The organism is Nostoc sp., assembly GCF_036917655.1.
In the GTDB taxonomy this organism is placed as follows: domain Bacteria; phylum Cyanobacteriota; class Cyanobacteriia; order Cyanobacteriales; family Nostocaceae; genus Nostoc.
The window spans coordinates 157665-181767 of the sequence record NZ_JBALCY010000076.1 but is presented as its reverse complement, the minus strand read 5'-3'; the positions used below and the strand labels follow the sequence as shown (position 1 = coordinate 181767).

Here is a 24103-nt window from a genome sequence, read left to right as displayed (position 1 = left end):
CTTTGAACTCCATTAATGAGTCTTTGAACTCCATTAATGAGTCTTTGAACTCCATTAATGAGTCTTTGAACTCCATTAATGAGTCTTTGAACTCCGTTAATGAGTCTTTGAACTCCATTAATGAGTCTTTAATACTCGCTGACAAGTCTTTGAACTCCACTCCCCTGCTCCCTGCTCCCTGCCCCCTCCTCCCCACTCCCCACCATGTCCTTAGCCTCCTTTCTAGCGCGTCGTTCGTTCCACTATGGCTGGCTCGTTGCAGGCTTAACATTCCTAGCCTTGCTGGTGGCGGCCGGAATTCGCTCTGCTCCTGGAGTTTTTATAGTGCCTCTCGAACAAGAGTTTGGCTGGAGTAGAGCAACTATATCTTTGGCAATATCCATTAACTTAGTACTTTACGGATTAATTGGCCCTTTTGCCGCCACAGTCATGGAGAGGATCGGCATTCGCCGGATGATGGTGTTCTCACTTGCTGTCATTGCTCTCGGTGTCGGTTTAACCACTTTGATGTCAGCATCCTGGCAGCTAGTCTTGCTGTGGGGTGTAGTTGTCGGTTGTGGTAGCGGAGTTATCGCCCTGGTTTTGGGTGCTATTGTTGTCAATCGCTGGTTTTTTGAAAAGCGGGGTCTAGTTCTCGGCATCTTAACCGCCAGTACAGCCACGGGGCAATTGGTGTTTCTGCCCATGCTAGCCTCAGTAACCGATCGTTTTGGGTGGCGAATTGCCGCTCTAGGTCTGACTGGTGCAGCACTTCTAATTATTCCAGCGATCGCAGCCTTTATGCGCGATCGGCCGGCGGATGTCGGTTTGCGGGCCTTTGGCGACAACAGCGAAACTGTGGAAATCTCACAGCCTAGAGTGAATTCCATCGCCTCTACCCTCAACGCCCTCTGGCTGGGAATGCATAATCGAGACTTCTGGCTGTTATTTGGTAGCTTTTTTATCTGTGGCGCAAGCACAAATGGGTTAATTGGTACTCATCTGATTCCTGCTTGTATTGACCACGGTATCCCGGAAGTCAAAGCTGCGGGACTTTTGGCAATCATGGGACTATTCGATTTTTTTGGAACTACTATGTCCGGTTGGCTATCTGACCGCTGGAACAATCGCTACTTATTGTGTTGGTACTACGGACTACGGGGTTTGTCTTTGATTTTCTTACCCTTCAGTTTCGACTTTTCCTTTTACGGACTTTCCATTTTCGCCGTCTTCTATGGACTTGATTGGATTGCCACTGTACCACCGACAGTCCGTCTTGTTGCTAATATCTTCGGTAAAGAAAATGTCGGCGTAATGTTCGGTTGGATTGTCGCAGGACACCAGCTTGGTGCAGCCACAGCAGCATTCGGAGCCGGAGTGTTGAGAACTTGGACGGGTAGCTATTTACAAGCGTTTATTTTATCAGGAGTTCTCTGTCTGATTGCCGCAGTTTGTGTACTGCAAATTGGTCAAAGTCCCACTAAGGGCAATTCACAGTTATCTTCAGTCACGCTCAATTCTTAATCTCTAGCTGATATAGGACTAGTATTTGATTTTTGAGACAATATTAAGTATCTGTAGGGTGTGTTAGACGGAACGTCTAACACACCCTACGTATATTTCAAAAATCAAATACTAGTCCTATATAGCAATCCGATTTGATTTCTGAAATTATTTGCGTAGGGTGGGAATGGGGAGTAGGGAGTGGGGAGTAGGGAAGAAGCCTCTTTGAGTTGTACTGAGTTTTTTCAAAAATCAAATATGAGTTCTATATGTACCTTGATTTCATCAAATAAATCCTTTGGTTCATAAAGCTCTTACAGTAAAACAGGCTAGTGATATATCTGATGCTGACATACTGTACAAATTTGATAAAGTGTCAAAAAAATTAATTGCAGAGGATGACTAAAATGAAAAGCGAACACGAACGTGAACAATTAATTAAAGATATCAATGTACTGCTAAATCAAGCTTATGACAGTACTTTAGAGGAAATTACGCTCTATTAAAGCGTATAGATGATGAAGAGGATATAAAAGCTATTAGAGAAGCTAGGGAAGATAGACACATCAACGGTACTGTGTCTTGGGACGAATATAAAGGATATGAGAAAGAAACTGCGTAATGGATCAAATTGAATTTACGAAGGGTGCAACAAAACAACTAAATAAACTCCCAGGCAACATTAAAAACCGCATCGATTCAAAAATTTAAAATTTAGCTACAGAACCGCGTCCCAATGGGGTTACAAAATTAAAGGATGAAGAAAATACTTATCGGATTCGAGTAGGCGAGTACCGAGTGATTTATGAAATATATGACGATATTTTGTTAATAAGTGTAGTTAAAGTAGGGCATCGCAGTAAGGTTTATGAAGATGAAAGTTGATATACAATCAAAACTATAGCGGTTCTCAGTTGAGTGAGGTACAAGAACCCCACCCCCAACCCCTCTCCGCAAGCGATGAGGGGCTATGATGTAACTCATTTGACTAGGAAAAGCTATAAGAGCTTTCGACATTATCAGCGATCGCCAAAGCAAAACTTATTAATCAGCAACCGTAGAACGTATCTGCTATCCATCTCTACCAATATAATATTGTGAGCGCTGCCCTCCGCCAAAGTCAAAAGATCAGCAAGTTTCGCCAAGGAATTTGATCAAGAAAAGAGGCGCTTGAATAAAATGTCTTAACTGTTAATCCTAACAAGGAGAATTAAATTTATGGCAACAACAGCTTTAATTGTCGGTGCAGGTAGTGGACTGAGTGCTTCTTTGGCCCGCCTATTTGCCAAAGAAGGATTCACCGTAGCTTTAGCGGCTCGTAAAATTGAAAAACTCACTCAATTGAGCAGTGAAATTAGCGCAGTTAGTTTCGCTGCTGATGTCTCAAAGCCAGACGAAGTAGAACAGTTATTTATTGATGTTGAAAACAAACTCGCTTCCCCGAATATTGTCGTTTACAATCCCAGTTTTCGGGTGCGGGGGCCTCTTGTTGATCTAGACCCAGGTGAGGTGGCAAAAACCCTAGATGTAACAGCTTATGGTGGCTTTCTTGTCGCCCAAGCTGCTACTAAAAGGTTTTTACAACTTGGCGGTGGTGCTATATTTTTTACTGGAGCCTCAGCAAGTGTTAAGGGTTATCCTCTGTCTGCTCCCTTTGCAATGGGTAAATTTGCACTGCGCGGTTTGGCTCAGAGTATTGCCAGAGAATTAGCACCAAAGAATATCCATGTAGCGCATTTCGTGATTGATGGTGCAATCCGCTCAACAGACCGCCAAGATCCAGCACATAATCCTGATAGTACTCTTGACCCGGATGCGATCGCTCAAACTTATCTCAGCATTCTCAACCAACCCCGCAGTGCTTGGACATGGGAAATAGAACTACGTCCGTGGGTAGAGAACTTCTAGCCTAGACAATTGTTACAAGAATATTTTTGCAGGTATGAAAATTGATTTTGGTGCAACTGCTACTGATTATGCAAAACACCGCGCTGGCTTTCCCAGTTCATTATTTAACAAACTGTCTGAATATGGTATAGGTTTACCAGGGCAAAACATTGTTGACCTTGGCACAGGAACAGGAACACTAGCGCGGGGCTTTGCGGATAGAGGTGCTTATGTAATCGGTATAGACCCATCACTTTCACTTTTAGAACAAGCAAGCCAGTTAAGCGAATCTGCCCAACTCAAAGTAGATTATCGAGTCGCAACTGCCGAGGATACCGAGTTACCAGATGCAAGTGCGGATGTGGTAACAGCTGGACAGTGTTGGCATTGGTTTGATCGTCCCCGTGTCGTCGAGGAAATTACTCGGATATTGAGAGGAAATGGCTTGCTTGCGATCGCTCATTTTGATTGGATACCCTTAAAAGGTAATGTGGTTGAAGCAACAGAACAACTGATCAAAGCTCATAACCCCGCGTGGAATCTGGCTGGTGGTAATGGCTTGCATCCCCTGTGGTTACAAGATATTGGTGAAGGAGGATTCCGAGAAATTCGCACATTTTCTTACGATGTATTTGTGTCTTATACACACGAAGATTGGCGGGGGCGAATTCGTGCTAGTGCTGGTGTGGGAGCCAGCTTGACACCAGAAAAAGTAGAAGTATTTGACCAGGAATTGGCGACATTACTCGAAGCAAAATATCCCACACCAATTCTTCAAGTTCACCACAGAGTTTGGGCAGCGATCGCCAAATCACCGCCATCTAATTCGTAATTCGTAGCGAATTCTCTGCGTTTAAATTCCAACCCTGAATACAAGGAAAAATAATCATGATTGAACTTTATTATTGGGCAACCCCAAACGGTCATAAAATTACCATTTTCTTGGAAGAAGTCAGCTTACCATATACCATAATTCCGGTGAATATTGCGGCTGGGGATCAATTTAAGCCGGAATTTCTGAAGATTTCTCCTAACAATCGGATGCCCGCGATCGTTGACCACGAACCAGCAGATGGAGGTACGCCAATTTCGGTCTTTGAGTCTGGTGCAATCTTGCTATATTTGGCAGAAAAAACCGGGAAATTAATCCCCCAAGATTTACGTAATCGCACTCAAGTTTTAGAATGGTTGTTCTGGCAAATGGCAGGACTGGGGCCAATGGCGGGACAAAATCATCACTTTAGCACCTACGCTCCTGAAAAGATTGAATATGCCATTAAGCGCTACGTGAATGAGACGGGACGCTTATATGCAGTGCTGAATAAGCAACTAGCAGATAGAGAATTTGTGGCTGGCGATTATTCCATCGCCGATATTGCTGCCTATCCCTGGATTGTCCCCCATGAACTCCAAAGTCAGAATCTAGAGGATTTTCCTCACCTCAAGCGCTGGTTTGAGACAATTAAGACCCGTCCGGCAACAATTCGCGCCTATGAGAAAGCAGAAGCATTCAAAATTCAAGCGCCTGATCAAGATAAGTTACGAGATTTGTTATTTAACCAATCGGCGAAGACTATTCAGCCTTAAGCATTCTGGGCATAAAAAAATAGGAGGATTGCGTGGGCAGGTTAGCAAAGGATATAGCAGACAAAACACCTGTCTCATTAGGACTGTTGGGGGCTGCTGCCTTCATGGTGATTGCCGATGCACGAGTGATTGACCCCCTGCTGCACATCATTGCTGACGAGTTTAAAGTGGGCGTTGGCAGTGCTGCGGTGATTATCTCCGCATACACGATTCCCTACGGATTATTTCAGTTAGTCTATGGGCCACTAGGCGATCGCATCGGCAAAATTAAGGTAATTACAGTAGCACTGGCGGCATTTGCTGTCGGTACGGCTGTTTGTGCCTTTGTGTCAAATATCGTCTTACTTACCTTATTGCGGTTTCTCACAGGGATGGCTGCTGCTGGGATCATCCCTGTCACCCTAGCTTATATTGGTGACAACTTTCCTTATGAAGAACGCCAAGCTGCGATCGGTAAGTATTTAAGTGCGCTAGTGTTGGGTCAAATCCTCGGTGGTAGTTTGGGCGGCATCTTTGGAGAATATATTGGCTGGCGTGATATCTTTCTCCTATTTGGGATCGTCTCTCTTACCATCGCTGGACTTTTATGGCGGGGAACGCGCCATCTTAGCGATGAGCATCGTCCCCAAAGTCGCGTAGGTGGCATCACATTTCGACCTTATTACCAACTATTGACTCAACCGATCGCCCGGACTGTAATTATCGGGGTGTTTGTGGAAGGCTTTTGCCTATTTGGAGCATTTGCTTACGTCGGCGCATTTCTGCGCGATCGCTATAGTCTAAGTTATGTAGCGATCGGGTTTATGCTCAGTGCCTTTGGCTTGGGTGGACTGATTTACAGTCGCTCAGTTAAATGGTTAGTTAAGCGACTGGGTGAAATTGGTTTAATGGGCGTGGGAGGAGGCTTGATGTCTATCAGCTTCTTAGCGATCGCATTGTTCCAGAACTGGATACTTTTTATCCCCTTGAGTATTTTAATGGGATTGGGCTTTTATATGATGCACAGCACCCTCCAGACCCAAGCCACTGAGCTTTCCCCGGAAGCACGAGGTACTGCTGTTTCGCTGTTCGTTTTCAACCTATTTGTCGGCCAGGGAATCGGCGCAGCGGTATTTGGTAGGATTGTGGATAACTTCGGTTACATTTATTGTTTTATTGTGGCTGGTGTAGCGATCGCTCTGCTCTCTGTTTGGCTAGTCAATCAGAAGCAACACAGCGGTGACTAAGTACAGCATTTCATTTATTCGTAGCAAATTAAATTTAGCAATCCCCTGCAATGCCAATGTGTCGGCTTGCCTTGTTAATGTGTCGGCTTGCATTGTTAATGCGTCAGCTTACATTGTTAAGGCGTCAGCTTGCATTGTTAATGCGTTGGCTTACATTGTTAATGCGTCGGCTTGCATTGTTAATGTGTCGGCTTGCATTAAAAACGCTACCTACGCTTTTACGCAAAACTGTACTAAGGTAAACACAGAGTCAAAGACCGAGCAGAAGTAATTATCTGGGAATTAGCTGCTGCTAGAGAAGAAATTGACTTAAAGTATTTAGAAGAATCAGGTTTTGTGCATAGCGCGAACCTGGTTATATCTAACAAAGGATTGTTTGACCTTTACCAATCCTGTTAAAATGCATCGATGTCAAAAAAGCAACACCTGTTAAACAAAAAACCCGGTTGGTCTTTGGATGAGCGAGATCCAAAGTTCATAGAATTTCTGATGCCCCTGTTGGGCTTTTTCTATCACTACTATTTCCGAGTTCAAACTAGTGGCTGGGATAATATTGCACCCCAAGAAAAAGTCCTATTTGTCGGTTCGCATAATGGGGGACTCGCGGCACCCGATATGACGATGGTGATGTACGACTGGTTTCGACGATTTGGTGTAGAGCAACCCGTTTATGGTTTGATGCATCCCAATGCTTGGCAGGTTAGCCCGCCACTAGCACAACTGGCCGCCAAGACTGGAGCAATCATCGCCCATCCGAAAATGGCTTACACTGCCTTGCACTCTGGAGCTAGTGTGCTAGTTTATCCAGGTGGAGCCGAAGATATCTTCCGACCGCATTATTTACGTAATAAAATCTACTTTGCGGGGCGGCAAGGATTTATCAAGTTAGCGTTGCGGGAAAATGTGCCGATTGTGCCTGTGATATCCTGGGGCGCTCACGATACGCTGATTGTGATCGCTGACTGCTACAAAATTGTGCGGCAACTCCATGAATGGGGAATGCCTTGGCTGTTTGGGATTGATCCAGAAGTTTTTCCTATCTATCTGGGACTGCCTTGGGGATTAGCAATTGGCCCGTTGCCCAACATTCCATTACCTGTGCCCATGTACACGCAAATTTGTCCGCGAATTGTATTTGAACGCTACGGGCGAGAAGCAGCAAGCGATCGCCACTATGTCAATGAATGTTATGAATTAGTTGTTAGTCAGATGCAGCAAGAGTTAGACCAACTAGTGAAGCTAACTGCTAAGTCCTAAAGCTATTGAGTAGAATTGGCACGTTCAACTTCTAACCTAGTTTGATTCCATATGAGTAAGGACGGCACGAGGATTATCCTGCCAATGGTGACGAGCGCAAAAATTATTTACTGCGTTTTTCAATTAATTGAACTACACCACTGCCTATTTTAAAAGTGATCGATAAAGCAATACGCTTGCTCTTAGTGATATTTGGCTTTAGAAAATACCCCCAACCCAAGCCCTGCTCCTTAAAAAGGCTTACATCTAGTTCTCTCCTTTTTAAGGAGGGTTAGGGAGGATCAAGTCTTAACTCAAGTGTATTGATCCATAAAAAACAAAATTGCTGTCAGAGCGATCGCCACACTGAATGTGAATCAAGATGGTAGGTTCTCGGATATATTGGGCAACCTAAAAGTAGGCGATCGCTTGCCATGAATGCCGTAATTCGCTTTTTGTTACCAATTAAAGCCTGGATGTGAGGATCTGGTAAACCAGTTATGAGCCTATTTTTTAAATCTCTTTCAGGGTTAATTTTCCTGCCGAGACGCTGCGCCAACCTCAAATCTCTCAGACACCAAAGAAGATGGCTTGGTAGGCTGGCTCTACTACTGTGTACTTGGGGTTACTGGATGCAACCAGTTCAAGCAGAAGGCAGTAGGAATTTGTACCCTAGCGGTGCTACTGGTTATAGAGCCAACCTTGAATGGCGGGCGACAGACAAGTTTGGGCCTACGACTCCTGCGGATAATTCTCTTCTGCGGCGCACATTGCTACAAGTGTATGCTAAAGCTGGAGAATACATCCTCTTGGGTTCTACTTCCGTAGGAGTCGATAGTGGTGATATTTTGATCTATGGCAGCAAAACAGGTCGAATAGGTAATGAAAGCCTCTCTAATCTTAAGTTGCAATGCTCTACCCAAAGAACCCAGACTGGAAATACAAATCAGGGTAAAATATCTAGCCGTAACCAAGAATTAGCAGGCCCAGATACAATCACAAACCCCGCAACTGCAACACCTGGTGGAGCAATCACTAACGCTTATGTACCCTGTTACTATCAAGTTCCAGTCGGCGGTGACGGGATTTATTATGTAGCTTTCTATGGAGGTCAAGGAGGTAATAGTAACTTTGATGGAACTCCTACAGAAACAATTAACTTGGGTAACAACTTTAAAGATCCATCAGGAACCAGTATAGCTGCGTGGGACGTGACAGTACGTAGCAGCTTGACTTCCACAACAGATATTAACGGGCGACTGTTTGCCGACTACTTAGCACTATATACCGGAAACAATGCCAGACCGATCGAATCTTCATTCTACATTGTCACTAAAGACGGTTATCAATATAAAACTGCCCTCAATGGCTTAGACCCCAATGGTTTTGTCATTTATGGCAATGATGTCGGCTACTATGACAGCGATGGAAAGACACCGCTCTACCATGATGTTCTGAGTGCAGTTAATAATGCTCTAATGCCACAACTTCAAGGTGGAACCAATTTCGCCTTACCCAACCACATCATTTTCTTCAGTAATCCTCAAAGTAGCGCTGGAACAAATGACTCTCTCTTTGCCCGTGGTATCCCTACAATAGCTATACTTCCAAGCATCAGTAATTCTAGCTTTACTGGTACAGCTGGGGGTAATAACTCGAATCAAAGCACAGGTGGAGTTTTTAAATTTGACAGCAGTGTAACAGGCAACTATGAAATAGTCATCAGCAGAGATGGTAATGATTTTGATCCTGCTAATCTACAAAACCGAGTCCTGCGGGGAACGATGACGGCATCTGGAGGTCAAACCGTTACCTGGGATGGTAAAGATAATAGTGGCAACTTTTTCCCCGTTGGCACAGACTACCCAGTTCATATCACAACTCATGCTGGTGAATACCACTTTCCTCTTATAGATGCTGAAAACAGTACCAAGGGAGGGCCAACTTTTACTCTCCTCAACGTTACCAATCCTTTGGGAAATAATACAGGATTTTACGACGATCGCGGCTATCGTACCTTGTCTGGAATGGATGTGGGAACACCAGGTAGTGTCCTATGTGGAAATTCCCCACCGTCTATATCTAACAGTAACCTGACAACAGGATTTAATACTACTAGCACTCAGCGTGCCTTCGGTACAGCCAGTGGTGGTAACACTAATACAGTTTGTACAGGCTCCTTTGGTGATGTCAAAGGATTAGATATATGGACTTATGTTCCTAGTAATGCGGTTCTAACCTATTTAAATATTATCCCAACAACTTCTTACCAAGTTTCACCATTAGCGGGACAAGTTATCATCAACGAGGTGCTTTACAACGAAACAGGTACTACTACTGACACCAATGATGAGTTTGTTGAACTCTACAATGCTTCTACATCCCCTGTAGATTTGAGTGGTGTGAGGCTGACAGATGGCAACCTCATTGTCGGTAGTAGCGATGCTGCCAATGGCTTTCATTATACCTTCCCCAGTGGCACGACTTTACAACCTGGGCAATATGCTGTCATTTGGATTGGTAATAATAATGCCAACCATCAAGCAACAGCAGCAGCTTTTCAAGCTTGGTTGGGACAGACTCCCAAACTCAATAATTCCGGTGATGATGTCTGGTTATACGATAACCAGAATAAAATTATTGACTATATCGCCTATGGTGCTGGTAGTGAGGTTAACACACCTCCCCAAAGTTCTCTAAATCTCTGGGACAACACCTATCAGTCTTCCTTAATTGGGGCTAATTCGGGCCAGTCTATCAGCTTGACCCCCAATGGCAAGGATACTAATGTCAGTGCTTGTTGGGAAGCAACCACCAGTGGAAACGCCAAAACCCGGTGTCCAAACTACTTACCAACTAGAGACACTGATACTACAGGTAGCCGTGTTACCAGCGTCGGGGAAAGCAATAACGGTGCTACTGCTGTGAATGCAAAGCTTTTGTTAGTAAAACGCATCACCCGCATCAATAACCAAGATATCACCGACATTGTAGATGGTCGCAGCGACGTTGCGATTACTGCTGCTAATTATGTCCCAGAACCCTATGCCTCTGATGATAACTATCTTACATGGCCTGCTGGTTACCTGCGAGGATTGATTAATGCTGGGACTGTCAAACCAGGAGATGAGTTGGAATACACTATCTACTTTCTCTCTAAGGGCCCGAGTGATGCTACTAATGTTAAATTCTGCGACCTAGTTCCTAGCAGTACTACTTTTATTCCGACTGCGTTTAATGGTTATACTCCTCATGATGGCGGCTTAGGAGGAGCAGATCAAGGTATTGCCCTTGCTGTTAGTTCTAGCAGTCCCACAGTTTACCTCAGCAATATAGAGGATGCAAGCGATCGCGGACGCTTTTATGCTGCTAACGAGCCAACCCCATCATACTGCGGTACTAACACTAATGGAGCTGTGGCGGTGAATATCACGCGGAGTCCAGATTTACCCAATTTAGCCAAAGATTCTTACGGCTTTGTTCGCTTCCGCGCCAGAGTGAAATAATAGCAAGTGAGGAATGAGTAGTTATGAGTTAGAAGTTTTGAATCTTTAACTCATCACTTATCACTCCTAACTCATAACTGTTTTGCTAGCCGCCGCTGACTGGTGGAATCAACACGACTTCATCCCCATCTTGTAGTAGGGTATCTGGTTCGACAAATATTAAATTAATCCCAAAGCGGGTGATGTCACGCCATTGGGAGAGTTCCGGGTGTTCAGCTATGAGGCGATCGCATACTGCTTTGACTGGCATACTTTTAGGAAATTCCAGCACCAGTTCCGAAACCCTAAAGGCTTCTTGATAAACAGCAAACAGTTTGACGGTAACGGTGATTGCAGATTTAGACATACAACATGCTTTGGCAGTACCAGCAAGTAGTTTAATACTTGACAAACACCCTCAACTTTTGGGATTAATTATACATTACTAAGTAGATGATTTCACAAGTCTTAGCTAAAAAAAATTGCCTGACGTAGACGATAATATTTCTTAATCCAACATTTCTGGGTCAATTCCTAAAGCGTTGAGTTGTTTAGCAGAGAGCGATGTCTTCTCTACGAGACGCTACGCGAACGACGGGCTACGCCTACGCAATTTCTCTACAATTCTCTCCCGCTTTTGTCGCTCAACTTCAGTGCCTTCATAACCTGTTAACAATAAATTTACTTGTGCATCCCACCAGCGTAACCAAGGTAACTCTGCATTCTGATAAAATCCCTGCCAGATTCCTAACTCTACCCCCATAGGAACAATTGGGTAATGTCCGCGTTCATTGGGTTTCATCACTTGATAAGCATTATCGACTAGGTGGTAAACTTCTACCTGCGCTTTTGCTACTTCATAAATTCCATAATAAGGCACTCGAATTGCCTGCTCATAAACCCAAAACTTACCAACATTTCCACCTTCCCCTTGAGATGGCGGTGTGTTATCTCGTTCTTCTGAACCATCTCCAGAGACAAATTCCAGCACAATCAAGGGCGCGACATACTCCTTCCACAGGACGTATGAACGCCGCATTTTACTGTCAAGGGTCTTACGATGATTGCGAATATTTTCTATATCCTCCCATCATTTGCATTAAGTAAGTCGGTACGATAAAACCCATGTATGTTTAGTTTTGTAAAAACTATGGAATGACCAATTTATTGGCTATTTGCAGATTTTACATTTTGTCACATAGCTTGATTTTTTGACGCCTACTTACTTAGACTTAACTCTAGCTTATGTCACCTTAGTAGTAGCAAAGGAAATTAGTGACTTTGATTAAAACTTATTCATCCTGTAAACGAGCGCTGGGAATTGTTACAGTGGCATTAATCTTTATCATGCCAACAATTAGTAGTAGTGCTAAAGACAATCAGTGGAGATCGGATAATCAGTGGAGGTTAGGTGGTCAGAACCTAAACAATACTCGCTATCAAGCAGGTGAGAGATACCTCAGTCCAAAGAATGTAACAAACTTGTCTCCCAAATGGATTTTCAGTGCCGGAGGTGAACTCTCTGCTACGCCAGCAGTTGTAGATAAAACTGTATATATGCCTGACTGGGGCGGTAATTTTTTTAAGATTGATGCACAGACGGGTACACAGATTTGGGCAAATAGCATTGCCAGCTATATTAATGATCCAAGTATCCCAAAAGCTGTCTCGCGCACAAGTCCAGCACTTAAAGGGAATAAAGTGATTATTGGTAGCCAGGAAGGTGCTTTCCTGATAGCAGTTAACAAAGATACTGGGAAGCTAATCTGGAAAACAAAACTTGACAAACACCCGTATGCTATTATTACTCAGTCACCGACCATTTATGGCAATCGTGTGTATGTTGGAGTTGCCTCTTCTGAGGAAACAGTGGCTAACAATCCGAAATACCCATGCTGCACATTCCGTGGAAGCATGACGGCGGTAGATTTGAATACTGGAAAGCTTCTGTGGAAAACTTACATCGTACCGGAAAATTATGGTCAATCGGATGGCTACTCAGGTGGAGCAGTATGGGGTAGCACACCAGCAATCGATCCGAAGCGAAATTCGGTATATATTGCAACAGGCAATAACTACAATGTGCCTCAAAAGGTAAGAGATTGTATTGCAAAACTCTCTTCACAGACAGTTCCTGATGAGTCGCAATGCCTCGATTCCAATAATTATATTGACGCGATCATGGCACTTGATCTCGATACTGGCAAGATTAAGTGGGCAAATAAACTACAGGGATACGATACCTGGACTGTTGCCTGCTACTATGGCGTTATCTCCAATTGCCCTGACCCCAAAGGACCAGATTATGATTTCGGTCAGGCACCGATGCTTTTCACTGTTAAAAATGCTGGAAAATCGCGCGATCTACTTGGTGCTGGTCAGAAGAGTGGTGCCTTTTGGGCGCTTGACCGGGATACTGGAAAAGTTGTCTGGAGCCGAATTGTTGGTCCTGGTGGTCCTATTGGTGGAATAATGTGGGGTTCAGCTACGGATTGTCAACAAATTTATGTTGCGATTTCAAACTACGGATTTGAGCAGTACACATTAGAGCCATCACGTAAGACTATTAAGGGTGGGTCATGGAGTGCGCTTGATGCAGCGACTGGCAAAATTATCTGGCAGACAGCAGATCCAACAGGTGAAAGGGATATGGCTCCAATCACAGTAGCGAATGGAGTGGTGTATGGTGGCTCGATGGCATTTGGAGCCGATAAGAATAATATGTATGCATTAGATGCAAAGACTGGTAACATTCTGTGGAATTTTAACAGTGGGGGATCAGTAGTTGCAGGTGCAGCAGTGGTTGATGGTACAGTGTACTGGGGTTCTGGCTACAGCCGCATCCCAGGCGGGTTTAAGTCTAATAATAAGTTTTACGCATTCACAGTCTCGAACCATCGGTGATTAGCACGGGCAGAAAAAAGGATAGCCATCAATATCTTCTCCAACACATAGTAATATTAACTACAAATTGTCTTGAAGAAGATACTGATGGCTATGCCTAAATTTAATCATAATCAATTTCCTTGTGCAATTCCAGGATTTTAGACAAATACTTCATATCATGTCCGCTTGATTGCTTATTAAACTCAGGAGTTCCCCAAAGAGCCAAAGCTATGCTTTGTCTCCCCTCCCGAAGAGCGGGGAGGGGATTAAGGGGAGCCAGTGCGGTCTTCTCCCTACAGCCCTTCTCCTAAAGGAGACGCTCTTGCGAACGGGCATCCTACGGCGGGCGCTAGCCTCTCCCAATGTGAGAAGGGGAGACGCTAAAAGCGATAGCGAAGCGGTAGCGAGTCCGCGTTCGCGCAGCGTCTCGTAGAGAGCGTCTGGGGTCTCCCCAAGTGGAGCATCTGGCGTGTGGGGTGCAATGACTATGGGAATCACAACGAATTATGCGGACATGATATCACAACTGTTTTGAATCATGTAGCGATGCCTGTATGGATTTGTTGGATGCGATCGCGGGTAATATCATGTCCGGTCAATGACTTATCATTTAGACCGCAGGGGGGGAAAAGAGGCTTTTGGGATTTTTGCACAGATCCGGTAATCATAAGTGATTAACCGGACTTGATATAATACAGGAGCCGATTCAATTGTGGAGTTATCTAAACATCCTTAAAGCTAATCGTCAGCAACTCTTCTTAACTTTTACGCACTGAATAATATGATTTTCATGAAACACTAGGCTCATCACCAGTTTTAATCTCTTTCAAGATTCGTTCGACTTGGTTAACTTTTTCACCTCTATTCTGTGCTTTAAAAATATTTAAAGCTTTTTGTAGAGAAGATAGTGCCTCATCTTTTTTATTTGTTTGCCACAATGCCAGTGCAAAATTAGTTAGCCCCTCGCCATAATTAGGATTAATTTCTAGAGCTTTTTTATATTCAGTAATGGCTTCTTCCCAGCGACTTTGGCTAGCATAAACAATACCGATCGCATTGTAGGCTAGAGCATATTTTGGCTGGATGCGAATGGCTTCTCGATAAGAGCTAATTGCTTCTTCTGATTTCTTTTGCCGAAAAAGCACATTTCCCAGTTGAAAGCGTCCAAAGGCATCGTCTGGGAATTTTTTAATTAACTTGCGTAAATTTTCCTCTGCACCTGTTAAGTCTCCCTGATTAAATAAAGCATTGGCTTGTTGCATCATCTGCGATCGCTCTGGTGTCCCTGTATCTGAAGACTGTGCTAGTTTTTGTGGTTGTCTCTGTGCATACTGTTCAGACGAATCCAAAGAAAGTTTTGCAGGAACCGCTAACACTAATGGTGATATCCCCATTACAGTGATGATACTCAGCGTCATGCCGCTAAAAGATTGAACAAATGCTGATTTAGGTTTGTGCTTCAACTTCATCGCCCTGAATGCCTCAATAATGTTCTAATCTTTATGATAAATTGAGGTGCGTTAGCGCGTAAGAAATTACAAGACAGACGGTAAAGGCGCATATATATGCGCCCCTACTAGGCTCATTTGGAATTATTTACGTGCCTTCTCGTAATTTATCCAACACGCTTCTATCTTCCAATGTCGAAGTATCCCCAGATACCTCTTCACCCGCAGCTAGATTCCGCAGCAATCGGCGCATAATCTTACCCGATCGCGTTTTGGGTAAAGCATCCGTAAAGCGAATTTCTCCCGGACGGGCGATCGCACCAATTTCTTTGACAACGTGCTGCTTAAGTTCTTTACTCAGTTCCTCACTTGCCTGATAAGTGCCTTCTAGAGTCACAAAAGCAACTACTTCTTCACCCTTAAGTTCATCCGGTTTACCCACTACCGCTGCTTCTGCAACCGCTGGATGAGAAACTAAGGCTGATTCTACTTCCATTGTACCAAGCCGATGTCCTGATACATTCAATACGTCATCCACACGACCCATTACCCAAAAGTAGCCGTCTTCATCTTGTCTTGCACCATCACCAGCAAAGTAAGTATAGTTACCATCTTTGGGCGGGATATGTTCCCAGTAGGTGCGGCGGAAGCGTTCTGGATCGCCGTAGACTGTTCGCATCATTCCTGGCCACGGATGTAGCACTGCCAGATAACCGCCTTCGTTATTGGGTACGGTGTTTCCTTCTAAATCCACGACATCTGCAATAATTCCTGGGAAGGGAAAAGTTGCTGAACCCGGTTTGGTAGGAATTGCTCCTGGTAGCGGTGTAATCATAATACCGCCTGTCTCCGTTTGCCACCAGGTATCAACAATTGGACAACGTTCGCCACCAATTACTTTGTGATACCACATCCAAGCTTCTGGGTTAATCGGTTCGCCCACGGTTCCCAGCAAACGCAACGAAGACAGGTTTCGCGCCTTAGGATGTTGTTCTCCCATCTTAATAAATGCCCGAATTGCCGTAGGTGCAGTATAAAAAATATTAACGCCGTATTTTTCAATTACATCCCAGAAACAGCCAGGATTAGAAGTACGGGGCGCACCTTCATACATCAGCGTCGTTGCACCGTTGGAAAGGGGGCCGTAGACAATATAGCTGTGTCCCGTAATCCAACCTACATCTGCGGTACACCAATACACATCTGTGTCTTGCAGGTCGAATATCCACTTGGTAGTCATGTGGGTATACAAATTATAACCCGCAGTTGTATGCACTACGCCCTTCGGTTTACCTGTGCTACCTGAAGTGTAGAGGACAAACAGCATATCTTCACTGTCCATTGGTTCGGCGGGACAATCTGCTGATACTCCTTTTTGCAAATCATGCCACCAATGATCGCGTCCGCCCAACTGCATATAAGTTTCCTGTCCGGTGCGCTTGACAACCAGGACATTTTCTATACTGGGAACAGCACCATCAGCTAAGGCTTTGTCTACCTGTTCCTTGAGAGGAACGATCGCATCTTTGCGCCAACCACCATCAGCGGTAATTACCAGTTTAGCTTTAACATCAATCAAGCGATCGCGCAAAGCTTCGGCACTAAAACCACCAAATACCACACTATGGGGTGCGCCAATTCTCGCACAAGCTAACATCGCGATCGCTGCTTCGGGAATCATCGGCAGATAAATACCAACGCGATCGCCTTTTTGTACACCCAGTTGCTTCAACACATTAGCGAACTGGCAAACTTCTCGGTGCAATTGGGCATAGGTGAGGGTACGCGAATCACCTGGTTCTCCTTCCCAAATCAATGCTGCTTTATTTTTGCGCCAGGTAGTGAGATGTCTGTCAAGGCAGTTGTAAGAAATATTAATCTTACCGCCAACGAACCACTTAGCAAAAGGCGGTTGCCAGTCTAATACTGTATCCCATTTTTGGAACCATTCTAATTCTGTTGTCGCCAAGTCTGCCCAAAATTGTTGCGGATCAGCTTTGGCTTGATCATAGAGACGCTGATAGTCATCCAGGCTTTTGATATGGGCGTTCTGTGAAAATTCACTAGGAGGATGAAAGAGGCGGTTCTCTTGTAGGATTGATTCTATAGTTGGTTGAGACATGGTTAGTTATGAGTGCGATCGCTATTGTTACTAAAAACTATTCTTAGCCCAGTTGTGCTAGACAGTGTTTAGATTTTCGTTAAGCTAGGTGGAAATTGCTGAGTTATTTAGTTTACATTCATTTTCATCTATTAAAAGCAAGTGATCAAGAAATGTAAAGACGTTACATTGCAGTCTATCTACCGCGAATGTTGCAAAATATAAGTAGTCTTGACAAACAACGCCTCAAACTATGACACTTACCGTCGAAGCTAGCAGCCTATCTCTCAACGATGTTCATCGCTTTCTTAAACTAGACAAGCTTTCAAATGGTTCATTTACAGATTTCTTAAATTTAGAACCATTAACAGAGTTTGAACAGCAGGATTTATTGCGAATCAGAAGCGACTTTGAACGTTATTTAATGCTGGGTAAAATTTCTGAGGGGTTAGTTAAATTTTTAACAATCGCGCCACTAATGCGGTTAGCAGGATTTTACGATGTACCGATTCGCTTGACAATGGAAGATAGCATTGCGATCGCAGTCGAAGATGAAGACAGAAGAATTACCGGACGGATGGATATTTTAGCAATCAACAGTTTTCAAAGTAAGATTACGCCGCCATTTTGGGTTGTAGTGATTGAAACTAAAAATAGTGCAATCGAAGTTGGTGAGGGTTTACCTCAATTACTCACTTATGCTTTTAAGAGTCTAGAGCAACAAACATCAATTTGGGGACTAGCAACTAACGGACTGCGTTATCAATTTGTTCATTTAACACGTGACGAGCAGTCAACTTATCAGTTAATGCCATTATTAAGTTTAAACGAATCTCCAGATGCAATAGAGTTATTACAAGTTTTCAAAGCCATCTGCAAATTAGCGAATTTTCAGTAAATAAATTGCGGAGCGATCGCTGATGTCTGAACCTGCTACCCTAGAATTCATCTCTGATGGGATTTCAGAGGACGAAGTTATTTTTCCTCTTGGCGATCTACTTAGTGACGAACCACCCTTGGAAAGTGATCTGCATCGTGACCAAATCGATTTGCTGATTCGCATACTTAAATTATGGTGGCGAGAGCGGCAAGATTTCTATGCATCTGGCAATTTGACGATTTACTATAGTCCCAACCAAAGAAAATCAGAACATTTCCGTGGCCCAGACTTTTTTGTAGTTTTGGGAACTCAGAAAAAAGACCGTAAGAGTTGGGTAGTTTGGCAAGAAGACGGCAAATATCCAAATCTGATTGTGGAAATTTTGTCAAGTTCAACGGCAGCAGTTGATAAAGGTTTAAAAAAACAAGTTTATCAGGATACCTTCCGTACACCAGATTATTTCTGGTTTGACCCTGTAACAATGGAGTTTCAGGGATTTCATTTAGTTGATGGTAAGTATCAAGAAATTCAACCCACCACTGATGGACGTTTGTGGAGTCAGCAGTTAGAACTTTATTTGGGAGTTTATGAAGGTAAATTAAGATTCTTCACTACGGAAAACCAATTAATACTATCATCAGAAGAATTGGCTGAACAAGAAAGTTTACGTGCCCAACAGGCAGAAGAACGCGCCCAACAAGCAGAAGAACGCGCCCAACAGGCAGACCAAGAAATTGCTCGACTGCGGGAGGTTTTACGTATACAGGGCATCGACCTAGAGAATATTTAATGACATCAGGAAATTAATTAAGTACATTTTCAAGTTAAGATTTACTTATTAGTGTGTAAAAAAAGCATTATCTTCTGAAAGTAGGGCATCGTTTGCAAGCAAAAGAAATTAAGGATAAGCTAAAGTCCCTTATCGAGCAAGCCTCCTCGATAGATCATAATTTAGCGAGAAAATTAGATGAAATCAATCGTTGGGTAAAGAATATCAAGCCAGGTTCCCTGACTGCAAAACCATTTGTCATTGCATTTCTCTTAGAGGTGATTACGGATTCTACCATTTGGCTGATAATCAAATCCTTACCTTCAGAAGAAGAACAAAAAGCAAAGTTTGAGCAAATGACGCCGATCGAGAGATATTGGTATGCTTATCTCTTTCCTAGATGGATTAATGCAAGTGACTCCAAGTTTTATATTTGGAAGCAAAAATTGATGGCAGGCGAATTTAATCAGGTTGATCATGATATCATTAAATCAATAGCTCAAGATATTGTTCAGCGAGAAGGTAGTTTTTGGCAGCGTTATATCGCCGACCTTTCGATGGCAACAGATTTAATTGTTAGTCGTAACAATCAACCACTGTGTATTCAAGTAACTAGTGTTTCTGAAGAACTTAATCACCAAAAGTACCAAGCTTGGCAAAATACACTGCGATCGTGGGAAATAGAGAGAGGATTGTTCTTAAGTTACAATCCCAAGGATGCTAATTTTGTCAACCAGTTAGTCAACGTGGCCCTGTATAACAGTGATTATCTTTCTGGTGGCAAATATTTAAAATTTTCGTGAATTTTCTGGAATTTGATATTCCAGATTTGTGTTATAGCCTTATATACTTACGTGCCAATTACAGCTTTTATGGCTAATAAAAGAGAAACTCACAGCTGCAACAATCAAGTAGATACATTTGCGGAAGCTTTAGCAACAGCCCGACAAATGCAGCAAAACTGGCTAACTTACGGGGTTAATTTTGTCAATTTTTACGTTGAAGATGTAGATGGAGACTGGCTGGAAACGTGGGGAAATGACGAAATATTAGGTAATTCTCGATTAGATGCTATCAAGGAATTTTTGGTAAGTAATGATAGTGTAGCTGTTAGGGTAAGACAGCATTTAGGAGAGCGATCGCTGTTTGATTTTGCAGTAAACTTAGAAGAATCTTGGAGAATTTCTGAAACCAATGACAGGTTATCTGCGGTAAAAAATCTTTTAGCTGGTGAAGAAAATAGTTTTGATACAGATGATATTAGGTTAGTGGATTTAGCAAATACTCTGGTGGTAAAGTTGGCAGAGATTTTGTGAGATTTTTAATTGAGTAGTGGTAGATTAAATTGCCATTAAACTATAATTTACTGCTTTAGAAACAAAGCCTGCGTAAGCAGACTTTGTTTTCTTTTTCTCAGGCATAACAAGGAAAATAGAGAATGTGCGAATACATTTGGTGATACTCCCAACTTTTTAACACCCAAAGAGGGGCTTGGCATCAGAAATTACTTTTATCAATATAGCTTTATCAAGAAAAGTTAAATAAATTTTCATTTTGGGAATTATAGACCTATTGAAGCTCAGACAAGTAGGTCAAAAGCATTGATTGATGAAACTGCGAAACTATTATACCCTTCTGTGGAGAAATTGGTTGAAGAAATTGTGGCGGTTAACCACGCTTGGAAAGTCGCTTGTGAATTATTTGGGCATGATTCACCCCTATCTACTTCTTCACGGGATTTAAAAACCTGTTTGCAGGTGCGTTTATTGCGAAGCTATGCACCAGAACAGGTTTATCTAATTGAGGACAAAAAGGCAGAAGGTGAGCCAGTTTATAGCTTACGTCTCCGGGAACCTATAGGAAACCGCCTGTATGCAGAACATCTCCCAATGCGGATAGCTGAAGAAGTTCTTGCGGATAAAGAATTAAAGCAATTCAAAAAGATATAACCAAGATAAACAAGAGGTGTACAGCATGGATATAGCAAAAGTTTGGGGCATTATTTGGCATAACGAACCTTTTCATTGGACAGTTGCTTTTGTGTTAGTAGCCGCAATTTTTATTGAATTTTACACATTATGGCAGTATTGGCGCTCAGAGTGTGGCGCGACTGGAGCCTCTATTAAAATTTTGATGAAAAAGGGTAAAAATGTAAACCTTTCAAACGAAGTTCGCAACTGGTTAAAAAAGCATTTAGGAACCGATGATCTAAGTATAATTCAACAAGCGCAAAAGGATGGCAAGTTCGTACTGATAAAGTATCCATCTGTCTTAGCCCGCCCAATACCTCGAAGTTCCCTGCGTTTCGTGACAACCTTGTGTACTGCTATTGGTCTTTTAGGAACCTTTTATGGTATACAACAGGGACTCCAAGGAATTAATTTATCTACAGATAATCCCAAAGAATTGATGACTGCCAGTAAAGAGTTACTGGTGGGAATGAAAACAGCTTTTTCCACTTCCATGATGGGGCTTGGTTCTGGTAGCTTGTTTCTTCTAGTTTTGTTTGGGTGTGATTCACTACGGCAGAAACGGCGTGATAGTTTGCGTCAGAAATTGAAAGCGATCGCAACTTTAAAAACGGCAGATAATAGCAATAGCGATCTAGTTGAGGCATTTATCCGTGTAGGAAATAAATTGTCAGGGTTAAACCAACCCAGTGCAGAAGCCATTGGTCAAGCTGTAGGTAGGAGTATTGCAGAACAAAATGCCAACCGTGAAGTAGCTGAAGCACTTAGTCTTGTAGCAAAAAACTTGACCGGGCTAAAGCAGTTAAGTGCAGAAGGCATTGGTCAAGCTGTAGGTAGGAGTATTGCAGAACAGTTTGCAGGTTTAAATCAGTTATCAGCCCAAGCTATTGCCCTAGCGGTGCGTCAGCAGATATTTCCAGCTTTAGAAGCAATTTTCAAAGAGCAGAAACAACTCCGAGAACTCCAAGAAAATCAGGGACAGAAAGTTTTAGAAGAACTCATCAAGGATCTGCGAGTTCAGGTACTTGAACCCATTGCAGATAGATTAGATAGAAGTGCAGAGTTAACACAGCAAGCTTCCACCGCGGTGCTAACACTGCATAGAGAATTGGGTGGTATATCTCAAAATTTGGCAAGTTCCATCTTGACAATTCAGAACTTTCAAAAAGAAACTTTGGTAGAACTCAAAGTATTCGCGAACCATCTGGGATACACTCTCAATCAATTTCAAACAGATACAAAAGGTGTTTTACAACAAACAGCACAGGAAATTAATCGAGCTGTAGATCAAAGTATCCAAGGAATGACAGCCCAGCGAAGTGCTTTTGAAGCCAGCGCAGTGCAAGCTGCTGCTACCTTCCGAGGAATTCGAGAAGAACTGCAAATAGCGCTACAAGAACGCGCAGTAATAGAACAGAATATGCTTCAAGGATTTGCTAACAATATGGGGCAAACTTTGAGTCAATTCCAAACTGAAACTACGGGAGTTCTACAACAAACAGCCCACGAAATTAATCGAGGTGTAGTTCAGAGTATCGAAGGAATGACAGCCCAACGAAGTGCTTTTGAAGCCAGTGCAGAAAAAGCGGCTGCTACCTTCAAAGGAATTCGAGAGGAACTGCAAACAGCGCTACAAGAACGCGCAGCAGTAGAACAGCTGATGCTTCAAGCTACTCGGACTGGAATTATCCAAATTCTTACCCAAGCAAATACAACCTTTCATGAGCAAACTAATACTCTAAAAACAGTGGGTGATCAAGCCTCTGGCTTGATGAATGATGCAAAGGATAATCTTCTGGCCACTTTAGGAAATATTGACACAACACTCACAGCCACCCGCCAAACAGTAGAGAAAGATTTGACAAAATTCCGGCAAGAATATCAAGCGAATTTACAGATGTTTTTTCAAGAACAAAACAACTTACTTGAGGGGACACTAGGCAAACAACAGGAAGGATTATCTGGGGTTGTGAAAAATCTTGATCAAGTCTTCCGTGAGGAATTTGAAAGACGTAGTAAATTGACTCAAGAAGTAGACAAAAGTATGACTAAAATTCAGGAGTCTGTCGAACAAATTAACAGATTAGTTAGTGCGGCTGGATTAAATGATGCACAACGACTAATACAACTAGAAAATCTGGCTCGTGGTATTGGTCAGGAAGTGCAAAGAGTGGACGATTCGTACAGGAATTTGAATCGAAAATTTGACAATAGCCTTCAGTCTTTGCAGAGTCATCTTGAAGTTTCTATGCAAAGGAATGTTGACTCACAGGTAAGCTTTTTCCAACAAGCAGATACTTCTATGGCTAGAGTTTGCGGAGGTTTACTAGAGACAGCAAAAGTTCTAGTTGCTGCACATGATAACCGCCAATTTGGTACTGGTGGAAGCAATCATGGATGATTTGATCAGAGGTGAAATCAACACAGAGATTATAGAGGATGATGACTCTAGTATCTATCTGTCTATTGCCGATTTAATGTCTAGTTTACTAATGTTTTTTGCTTTGCTATTTATCACTGCCCTACTCCAGCTTGCTCAAAAGGATGTACCAAAACGGGTAGTAATTGGTAATGTTGTGGGACAGATGAAAAGCAATAATAAGCTGTCGCGTCTTTAATTTTCCAGAGTGTTCTCCTTGCAACAAGGGTTCCAGACCATGAAAAGTGCAAGTTATATACGCGACAGCTTATCAACGTCAAAGTCAACCCAGATAATGGGGATGTCAGTATCCAAGAATCAATTCTTTTTGCCAAGGGAAGTACAGAACTTAAACCAGAAGGTAAAGCTTTCCTACGCCGCTTTATTCCTGTTTACAGTGGTGTGATTTTCTCTAAACCAGAATTTGATCAGGAAATTAGCCGTGTAGTTATAGAAGGTCATACTAGCTCAGAAGGAGATGACAAAACCAATCTACAACTAAGCTTGTTGCGAGCATCATCAGTTTATACATACATTTTTTATGACATGAATTTCCCTACCAAAGCATCTTTAAGCCAGAAAATATTAGCTGCTGGTCGTGGAGAGATTGAATCTGATAAGAAACGTGATAATCCAGGCGATCGCAAGGTAGTTTTCCGTTTTCAGTTTCGCAGTGATGAGTTAAAGAAAGATATCACCAAAAGCTCTCTTTAAAGGAGAAACAATT

The 24103-nt window shown here is 42.8% G+C and carries 21 protein-coding genes and 3 pseudogenes; 17 read left to right on the top strand and 7 right to left on the bottom strand.

Annotated elements, in window-relative coordinates:
• A pseudogene (locus V7K30_RS29845) lies at nucleotides 1-196 on the bottom strand (hypothetical protein); the annotation flags it as partial.
• 8 nt (nucleotides 197-204) lie between these two features.
• Between V7K30_RS29845 and V7K30_RS29840 the strand changes: the two are divergent.
• From V7K30_RS29840 to V7K30_RS29810, 7 genes and pseudogenes are all read left to right on the top strand, one after another.
• Nucleotides 205-1503 (top strand): MFS transporter, encoded by a 1299-nt coding sequence (locus V7K30_RS29840; RefSeq protein WP_335005564.1) that lies wholly within the window; start codon nucleotides 205-207, stop codon nucleotides 1501-1503.
• Between the two features lie 705 nt (nucleotides 1504-2208).
• A pseudogene (locus V7K30_RS29835) lies at nucleotides 2209-2367 on the top strand (type II toxin-antitoxin system RelE family toxin); the annotation flags it as partial.
• Between the two features lie 333 nt (nucleotides 2368-2700).
• Nucleotides 2701-3390, top strand: coding sequence for an SDR family NAD(P)-dependent oxidoreductase (locus V7K30_RS29830; RefSeq protein WP_335005562.1), 690 nt, complete (start codon nucleotides 2701-2703; stop codon nucleotides 3388-3390).
• Between the two features lie 34 nt (nucleotides 3391-3424).
• Nucleotides 3425-4201: a class I SAM-dependent methyltransferase gene (locus V7K30_RS29825; RefSeq protein ID WP_335005560.1), complete on the top strand. Its 777-nt coding sequence runs from the start codon at nucleotides 3425-3427 to the stop codon at nucleotides 4199-4201.
• Nucleotides 4202-4257: 56 nt separating this feature from the next.
• A complete protein-coding gene (locus V7K30_RS29820; protein ID WP_335005559.1) occupies nucleotides 4258-4956 on the top strand; it encodes a glutathione binding-like protein in 699 nt (232 codons plus the stop codon).
• Nucleotides 4957-4988: 32 nt separating this feature from the next.
• Nucleotides 4989-6182, top strand: coding sequence for an MFS transporter (locus V7K30_RS29815; RefSeq protein WP_335005557.1), 1194 nt, complete (start codon nucleotides 4989-4991; stop codon nucleotides 6180-6182).
• Nucleotides 6183-6590: 408 nt separating this feature from the next.
• The gene (locus tag V7K30_RS29810; protein WP_335005555.1) at nucleotides 6591-7439 is read left to right on the top strand and encodes a lysophospholipid acyltransferase family protein; all 849 of its coding nucleotides are present in this window, start codon (nucleotides 6591-6593) and stop codon (nucleotides 7437-7439) included.
• Nucleotides 7440-7767: 328 nt separating this feature from the next.
• Here the strand turns inward: V7K30_RS29810 and V7K30_RS29805 are convergent, their stop codons facing one another.
• Nucleotides 7768-7977, bottom strand: coding sequence for a hypothetical protein (locus V7K30_RS29805; RefSeq protein WP_335005553.1), 210 nt, complete (start codon nucleotides 7975-7977; stop codon nucleotides 7768-7770).
• Between the two features lie 73 nt (nucleotides 7978-8050).
• Between V7K30_RS29805 and V7K30_RS29800 the strand changes: the two genes are divergently transcribed.
• Nucleotides 8051-10924, top strand: coding sequence for a lamin tail domain-containing protein (locus V7K30_RS29800; protein ID WP_335005551.1), 2874 nt, complete (start codon nucleotides 8051-8053; stop codon nucleotides 10922-10924).
• 85 nt (nucleotides 10925-11009) lie between these two features.
• On the opposite strand, the gene V7K30_RS29795 is transcribed toward V7K30_RS29800, so the two are convergent.
• On the bottom strand, nucleotides 11010-11270 hold the full coding sequence (locus tag V7K30_RS29795) for a MoaD/ThiS family protein (protein ID WP_335005549.1): 261 nt from the start codon (nucleotides 11268-11270) through the stop codon (nucleotides 11010-11012).
• Nucleotides 11271-11411: 141 nt separating this feature from the next.
• Nucleotides 11412-11975 (bottom strand): annotated as a pseudogene (locus V7K30_RS29790) (Uma2 family endonuclease); the annotation flags it as partial.
• Between the two features lie 203 nt (nucleotides 11976-12178).
• Here V7K30_RS29790 and V7K30_RS29785 point away from each other — a divergent pair.
• Entirely contained in the window at nucleotides 12179-13807 is a 1629-nt protein-coding gene (locus V7K30_RS29785) for an outer membrane protein assembly factor BamB family protein (protein WP_335005547.1), read from the top strand.
• A 518-nt stretch (nucleotides 13808-14325) separates the two neighbouring features.
• Here V7K30_RS29785 and V7K30_RS29780 read toward each other — a convergent pair.
• The 3 genes from V7K30_RS29780 to acs all read right to left on the bottom strand — a co-directional run bounded on the left by V7K30_RS29780 (nucleotide 14326) and on the right by acs (nucleotide 17359).
• Nucleotides 14326-14457: a hypothetical protein gene (locus tag V7K30_RS29780; RefSeq protein WP_335005545.1), complete on the bottom strand. Its 132-nt coding sequence runs from the start codon at nucleotides 14455-14457 to the stop codon at nucleotides 14326-14328.
• A gap of 120 nt (nucleotides 14458-14577) precedes the next feature.
• Entirely contained in the window at nucleotides 14578-15258 is a 681-nt protein-coding gene (locus V7K30_RS29775) for a tetratricopeptide repeat protein (protein WP_335005543.1), read from the bottom strand.
• 127 nt (nucleotides 15259-15385) lie between these two features.
• Nucleotides 15386-17359, bottom strand: coding sequence for an acetate--CoA ligase (gene acs / locus V7K30_RS29770; RefSeq protein ID WP_335005541.1), 1974 nt, complete (start codon nucleotides 17357-17359; stop codon nucleotides 15386-15388).
• 232 nt (nucleotides 17360-17591) lie between these two features.
• On the opposite strand from acs, the gene V7K30_RS29765 reads away from it, so the two are divergent.
• The 8 genes from V7K30_RS29765 to V7K30_RS29730 all read left to right on the top strand — a co-directional run bounded on the left by V7K30_RS29765 (nucleotide 17592) and on the right by V7K30_RS29730 (nucleotide 24090).
• Nucleotides 17592-18236: a restriction endonuclease subunit R gene (locus V7K30_RS29765; protein ID WP_335005539.1), complete on the top strand. Its 645-nt coding sequence runs from the start codon at nucleotides 17592-17594 to the stop codon at nucleotides 18234-18236.
• 22 nt (nucleotides 18237-18258) lie between these two features.
• Nucleotides 18259-19008, top strand: a complete 750-nt coding sequence (locus tag V7K30_RS29760) for a Uma2 family endonuclease (protein ID WP_335005537.1) — start codon at nucleotides 18259-18261, stop codon at nucleotides 19006-19008.
• Nucleotides 19009-19100: 92 nt separating this feature from the next.
• Nucleotides 19101-19790 (top strand): hypothetical protein, encoded by a 690-nt coding sequence (locus V7K30_RS29755; RefSeq protein ID WP_335005535.1) that lies wholly within the window; start codon nucleotides 19101-19103, stop codon nucleotides 19788-19790.
• Between the two features lie 69 nt (nucleotides 19791-19859).
• Nucleotides 19860-20303, top strand: coding sequence for a hypothetical protein (locus V7K30_RS29750; RefSeq protein WP_335005533.1), 444 nt, complete (start codon nucleotides 19860-19862; stop codon nucleotides 20301-20303).
• Between the two features lie 285 nt (nucleotides 20304-20588).
• Entirely contained in the window at nucleotides 20589-20936 is a 348-nt protein-coding gene (locus V7K30_RS29745; RefSeq protein WP_335005531.1) for a hypothetical protein, read from the top strand.
• A gap of 25 nt (nucleotides 20937-20961) precedes the next feature.
• Nucleotides 20962-23358 carry a hypothetical protein gene (locus V7K30_RS29740; RefSeq protein ID WP_335005529.1) on the top strand — a complete coding sequence of 799 codons (2397 nt, stop codon included), beginning with the start codon at nucleotides 20962-20964 and terminating at the stop codon, nucleotides 23356-23358.
• Nucleotides 23351-23575, top strand: a complete 225-nt coding sequence (locus V7K30_RS29735) for a hypothetical protein (protein WP_335005527.1) — start codon at nucleotides 23351-23353, stop codon at nucleotides 23573-23575. The genes V7K30_RS29740 and V7K30_RS29735 overlap by 8 nt, the downstream gene beginning before the upstream one ends.
• Nucleotides 23575-24090: an OmpA family protein gene (locus V7K30_RS29730; protein WP_335005577.1), complete on the top strand. Its 516-nt coding sequence runs from the start codon at nucleotides 23575-23577 to the stop codon at nucleotides 24088-24090. Before V7K30_RS29735 ends, V7K30_RS29730 begins: the two co-directional genes overlap by 1 nt.
• The last annotated feature ends 13 nt before the right edge of the window (nucleotides 24091-24103 follow it).

What these genes read in the sequence shown, in the direction of transcription:
- V7K30_RS29810 (WP_335005555.1), top strand. Translation starts at nt 6,591, where the DNA reads ATGTCAAAAAAGCAACACCTGTTAAACAAAAAACCCGGTTGGTCTTTG.
- V7K30_RS29760 (WP_335005537.1), top strand. Translation starts at nt 18,259, where the DNA reads ATGTCTGAACCTGCTACCCTAGAATTCATCTCTGATGGGATTTCAGAG.
- V7K30_RS29775 (WP_335005543.1), bottom strand. Translation starts at nt 15,258, where the DNA reads ATGAAGTTGAAGCACAAACCTAAATCAGCATTTGTTCAATCTTTTAGC.
- acs (WP_335005541.1), bottom strand. Translation starts at nt 17,359, where the DNA reads ATGTCTCAACCAACTATAGAATCAATCCTACAAGAGAACCGCCTCTTT.
- V7K30_RS29740 (WP_335005529.1), top strand. Translation starts at nt 20,962, where the DNA reads ATGGATATAGCAAAAGTTTGGGGCATTATTTGGCATAACGAACCTTTT.
- V7K30_RS29840 (WP_335005564.1), top strand. Translation starts at nt 205, where the DNA reads ATGTCCTTAGCCTCCTTTCTAGCGCGTCGTTCGTTCCACTATGGCTGG.
- V7K30_RS29780 (WP_335005545.1), bottom strand. Translation starts at nt 14,457, where the DNA reads ATGATTACCGGATCTGTGCAAAAATCCCAAAAGCCTCTTTTCCCCCCC.
- V7K30_RS29825 (WP_335005560.1), top strand. Translation starts at nt 3,425, where the DNA reads ATGAAAATTGATTTTGGTGCAACTGCTACTGATTATGCAAAACACCGC.
- V7K30_RS29820 (WP_335005559.1), top strand. Translation starts at nt 4,258, where the DNA reads ATGATTGAACTTTATTATTGGGCAACCCCAAACGGTCATAAAATTACC.
- V7K30_RS29735 (WP_335005527.1), top strand. Translation starts at nt 23,351, where the DNA reads ATGGATGATTTGATCAGAGGTGAAATCAACACAGAGATTATAGAGGAT.
- V7K30_RS29800 (WP_335005551.1), top strand. Translation starts at nt 8,051, where the DNA reads ATGCAACCAGTTCAAGCAGAAGGCAGTAGGAATTTGTACCCTAGCGGT.
- V7K30_RS29750 (WP_335005533.1), top strand. Translation starts at nt 19,860, where the DNA reads ATGGCTAATAAAAGAGAAACTCACAGCTGCAACAATCAAGTAGATACA.
- V7K30_RS29795 (WP_335005549.1), bottom strand. Translation starts at nt 11,270, where the DNA reads ATGTCTAAATCTGCAATCACCGTTACCGTCAAACTGTTTGCTGTTTAT.
- V7K30_RS29765 (WP_335005539.1), top strand. Translation starts at nt 17,592, where the DNA reads ATGACACTTACCGTCGAAGCTAGCAGCCTATCTCTCAACGATGTTCAT.
- V7K30_RS29830 (WP_335005562.1), top strand. Translation starts at nt 2,701, where the DNA reads ATGGCAACAACAGCTTTAATTGTCGGTGCAGGTAGTGGACTGAGTGCT.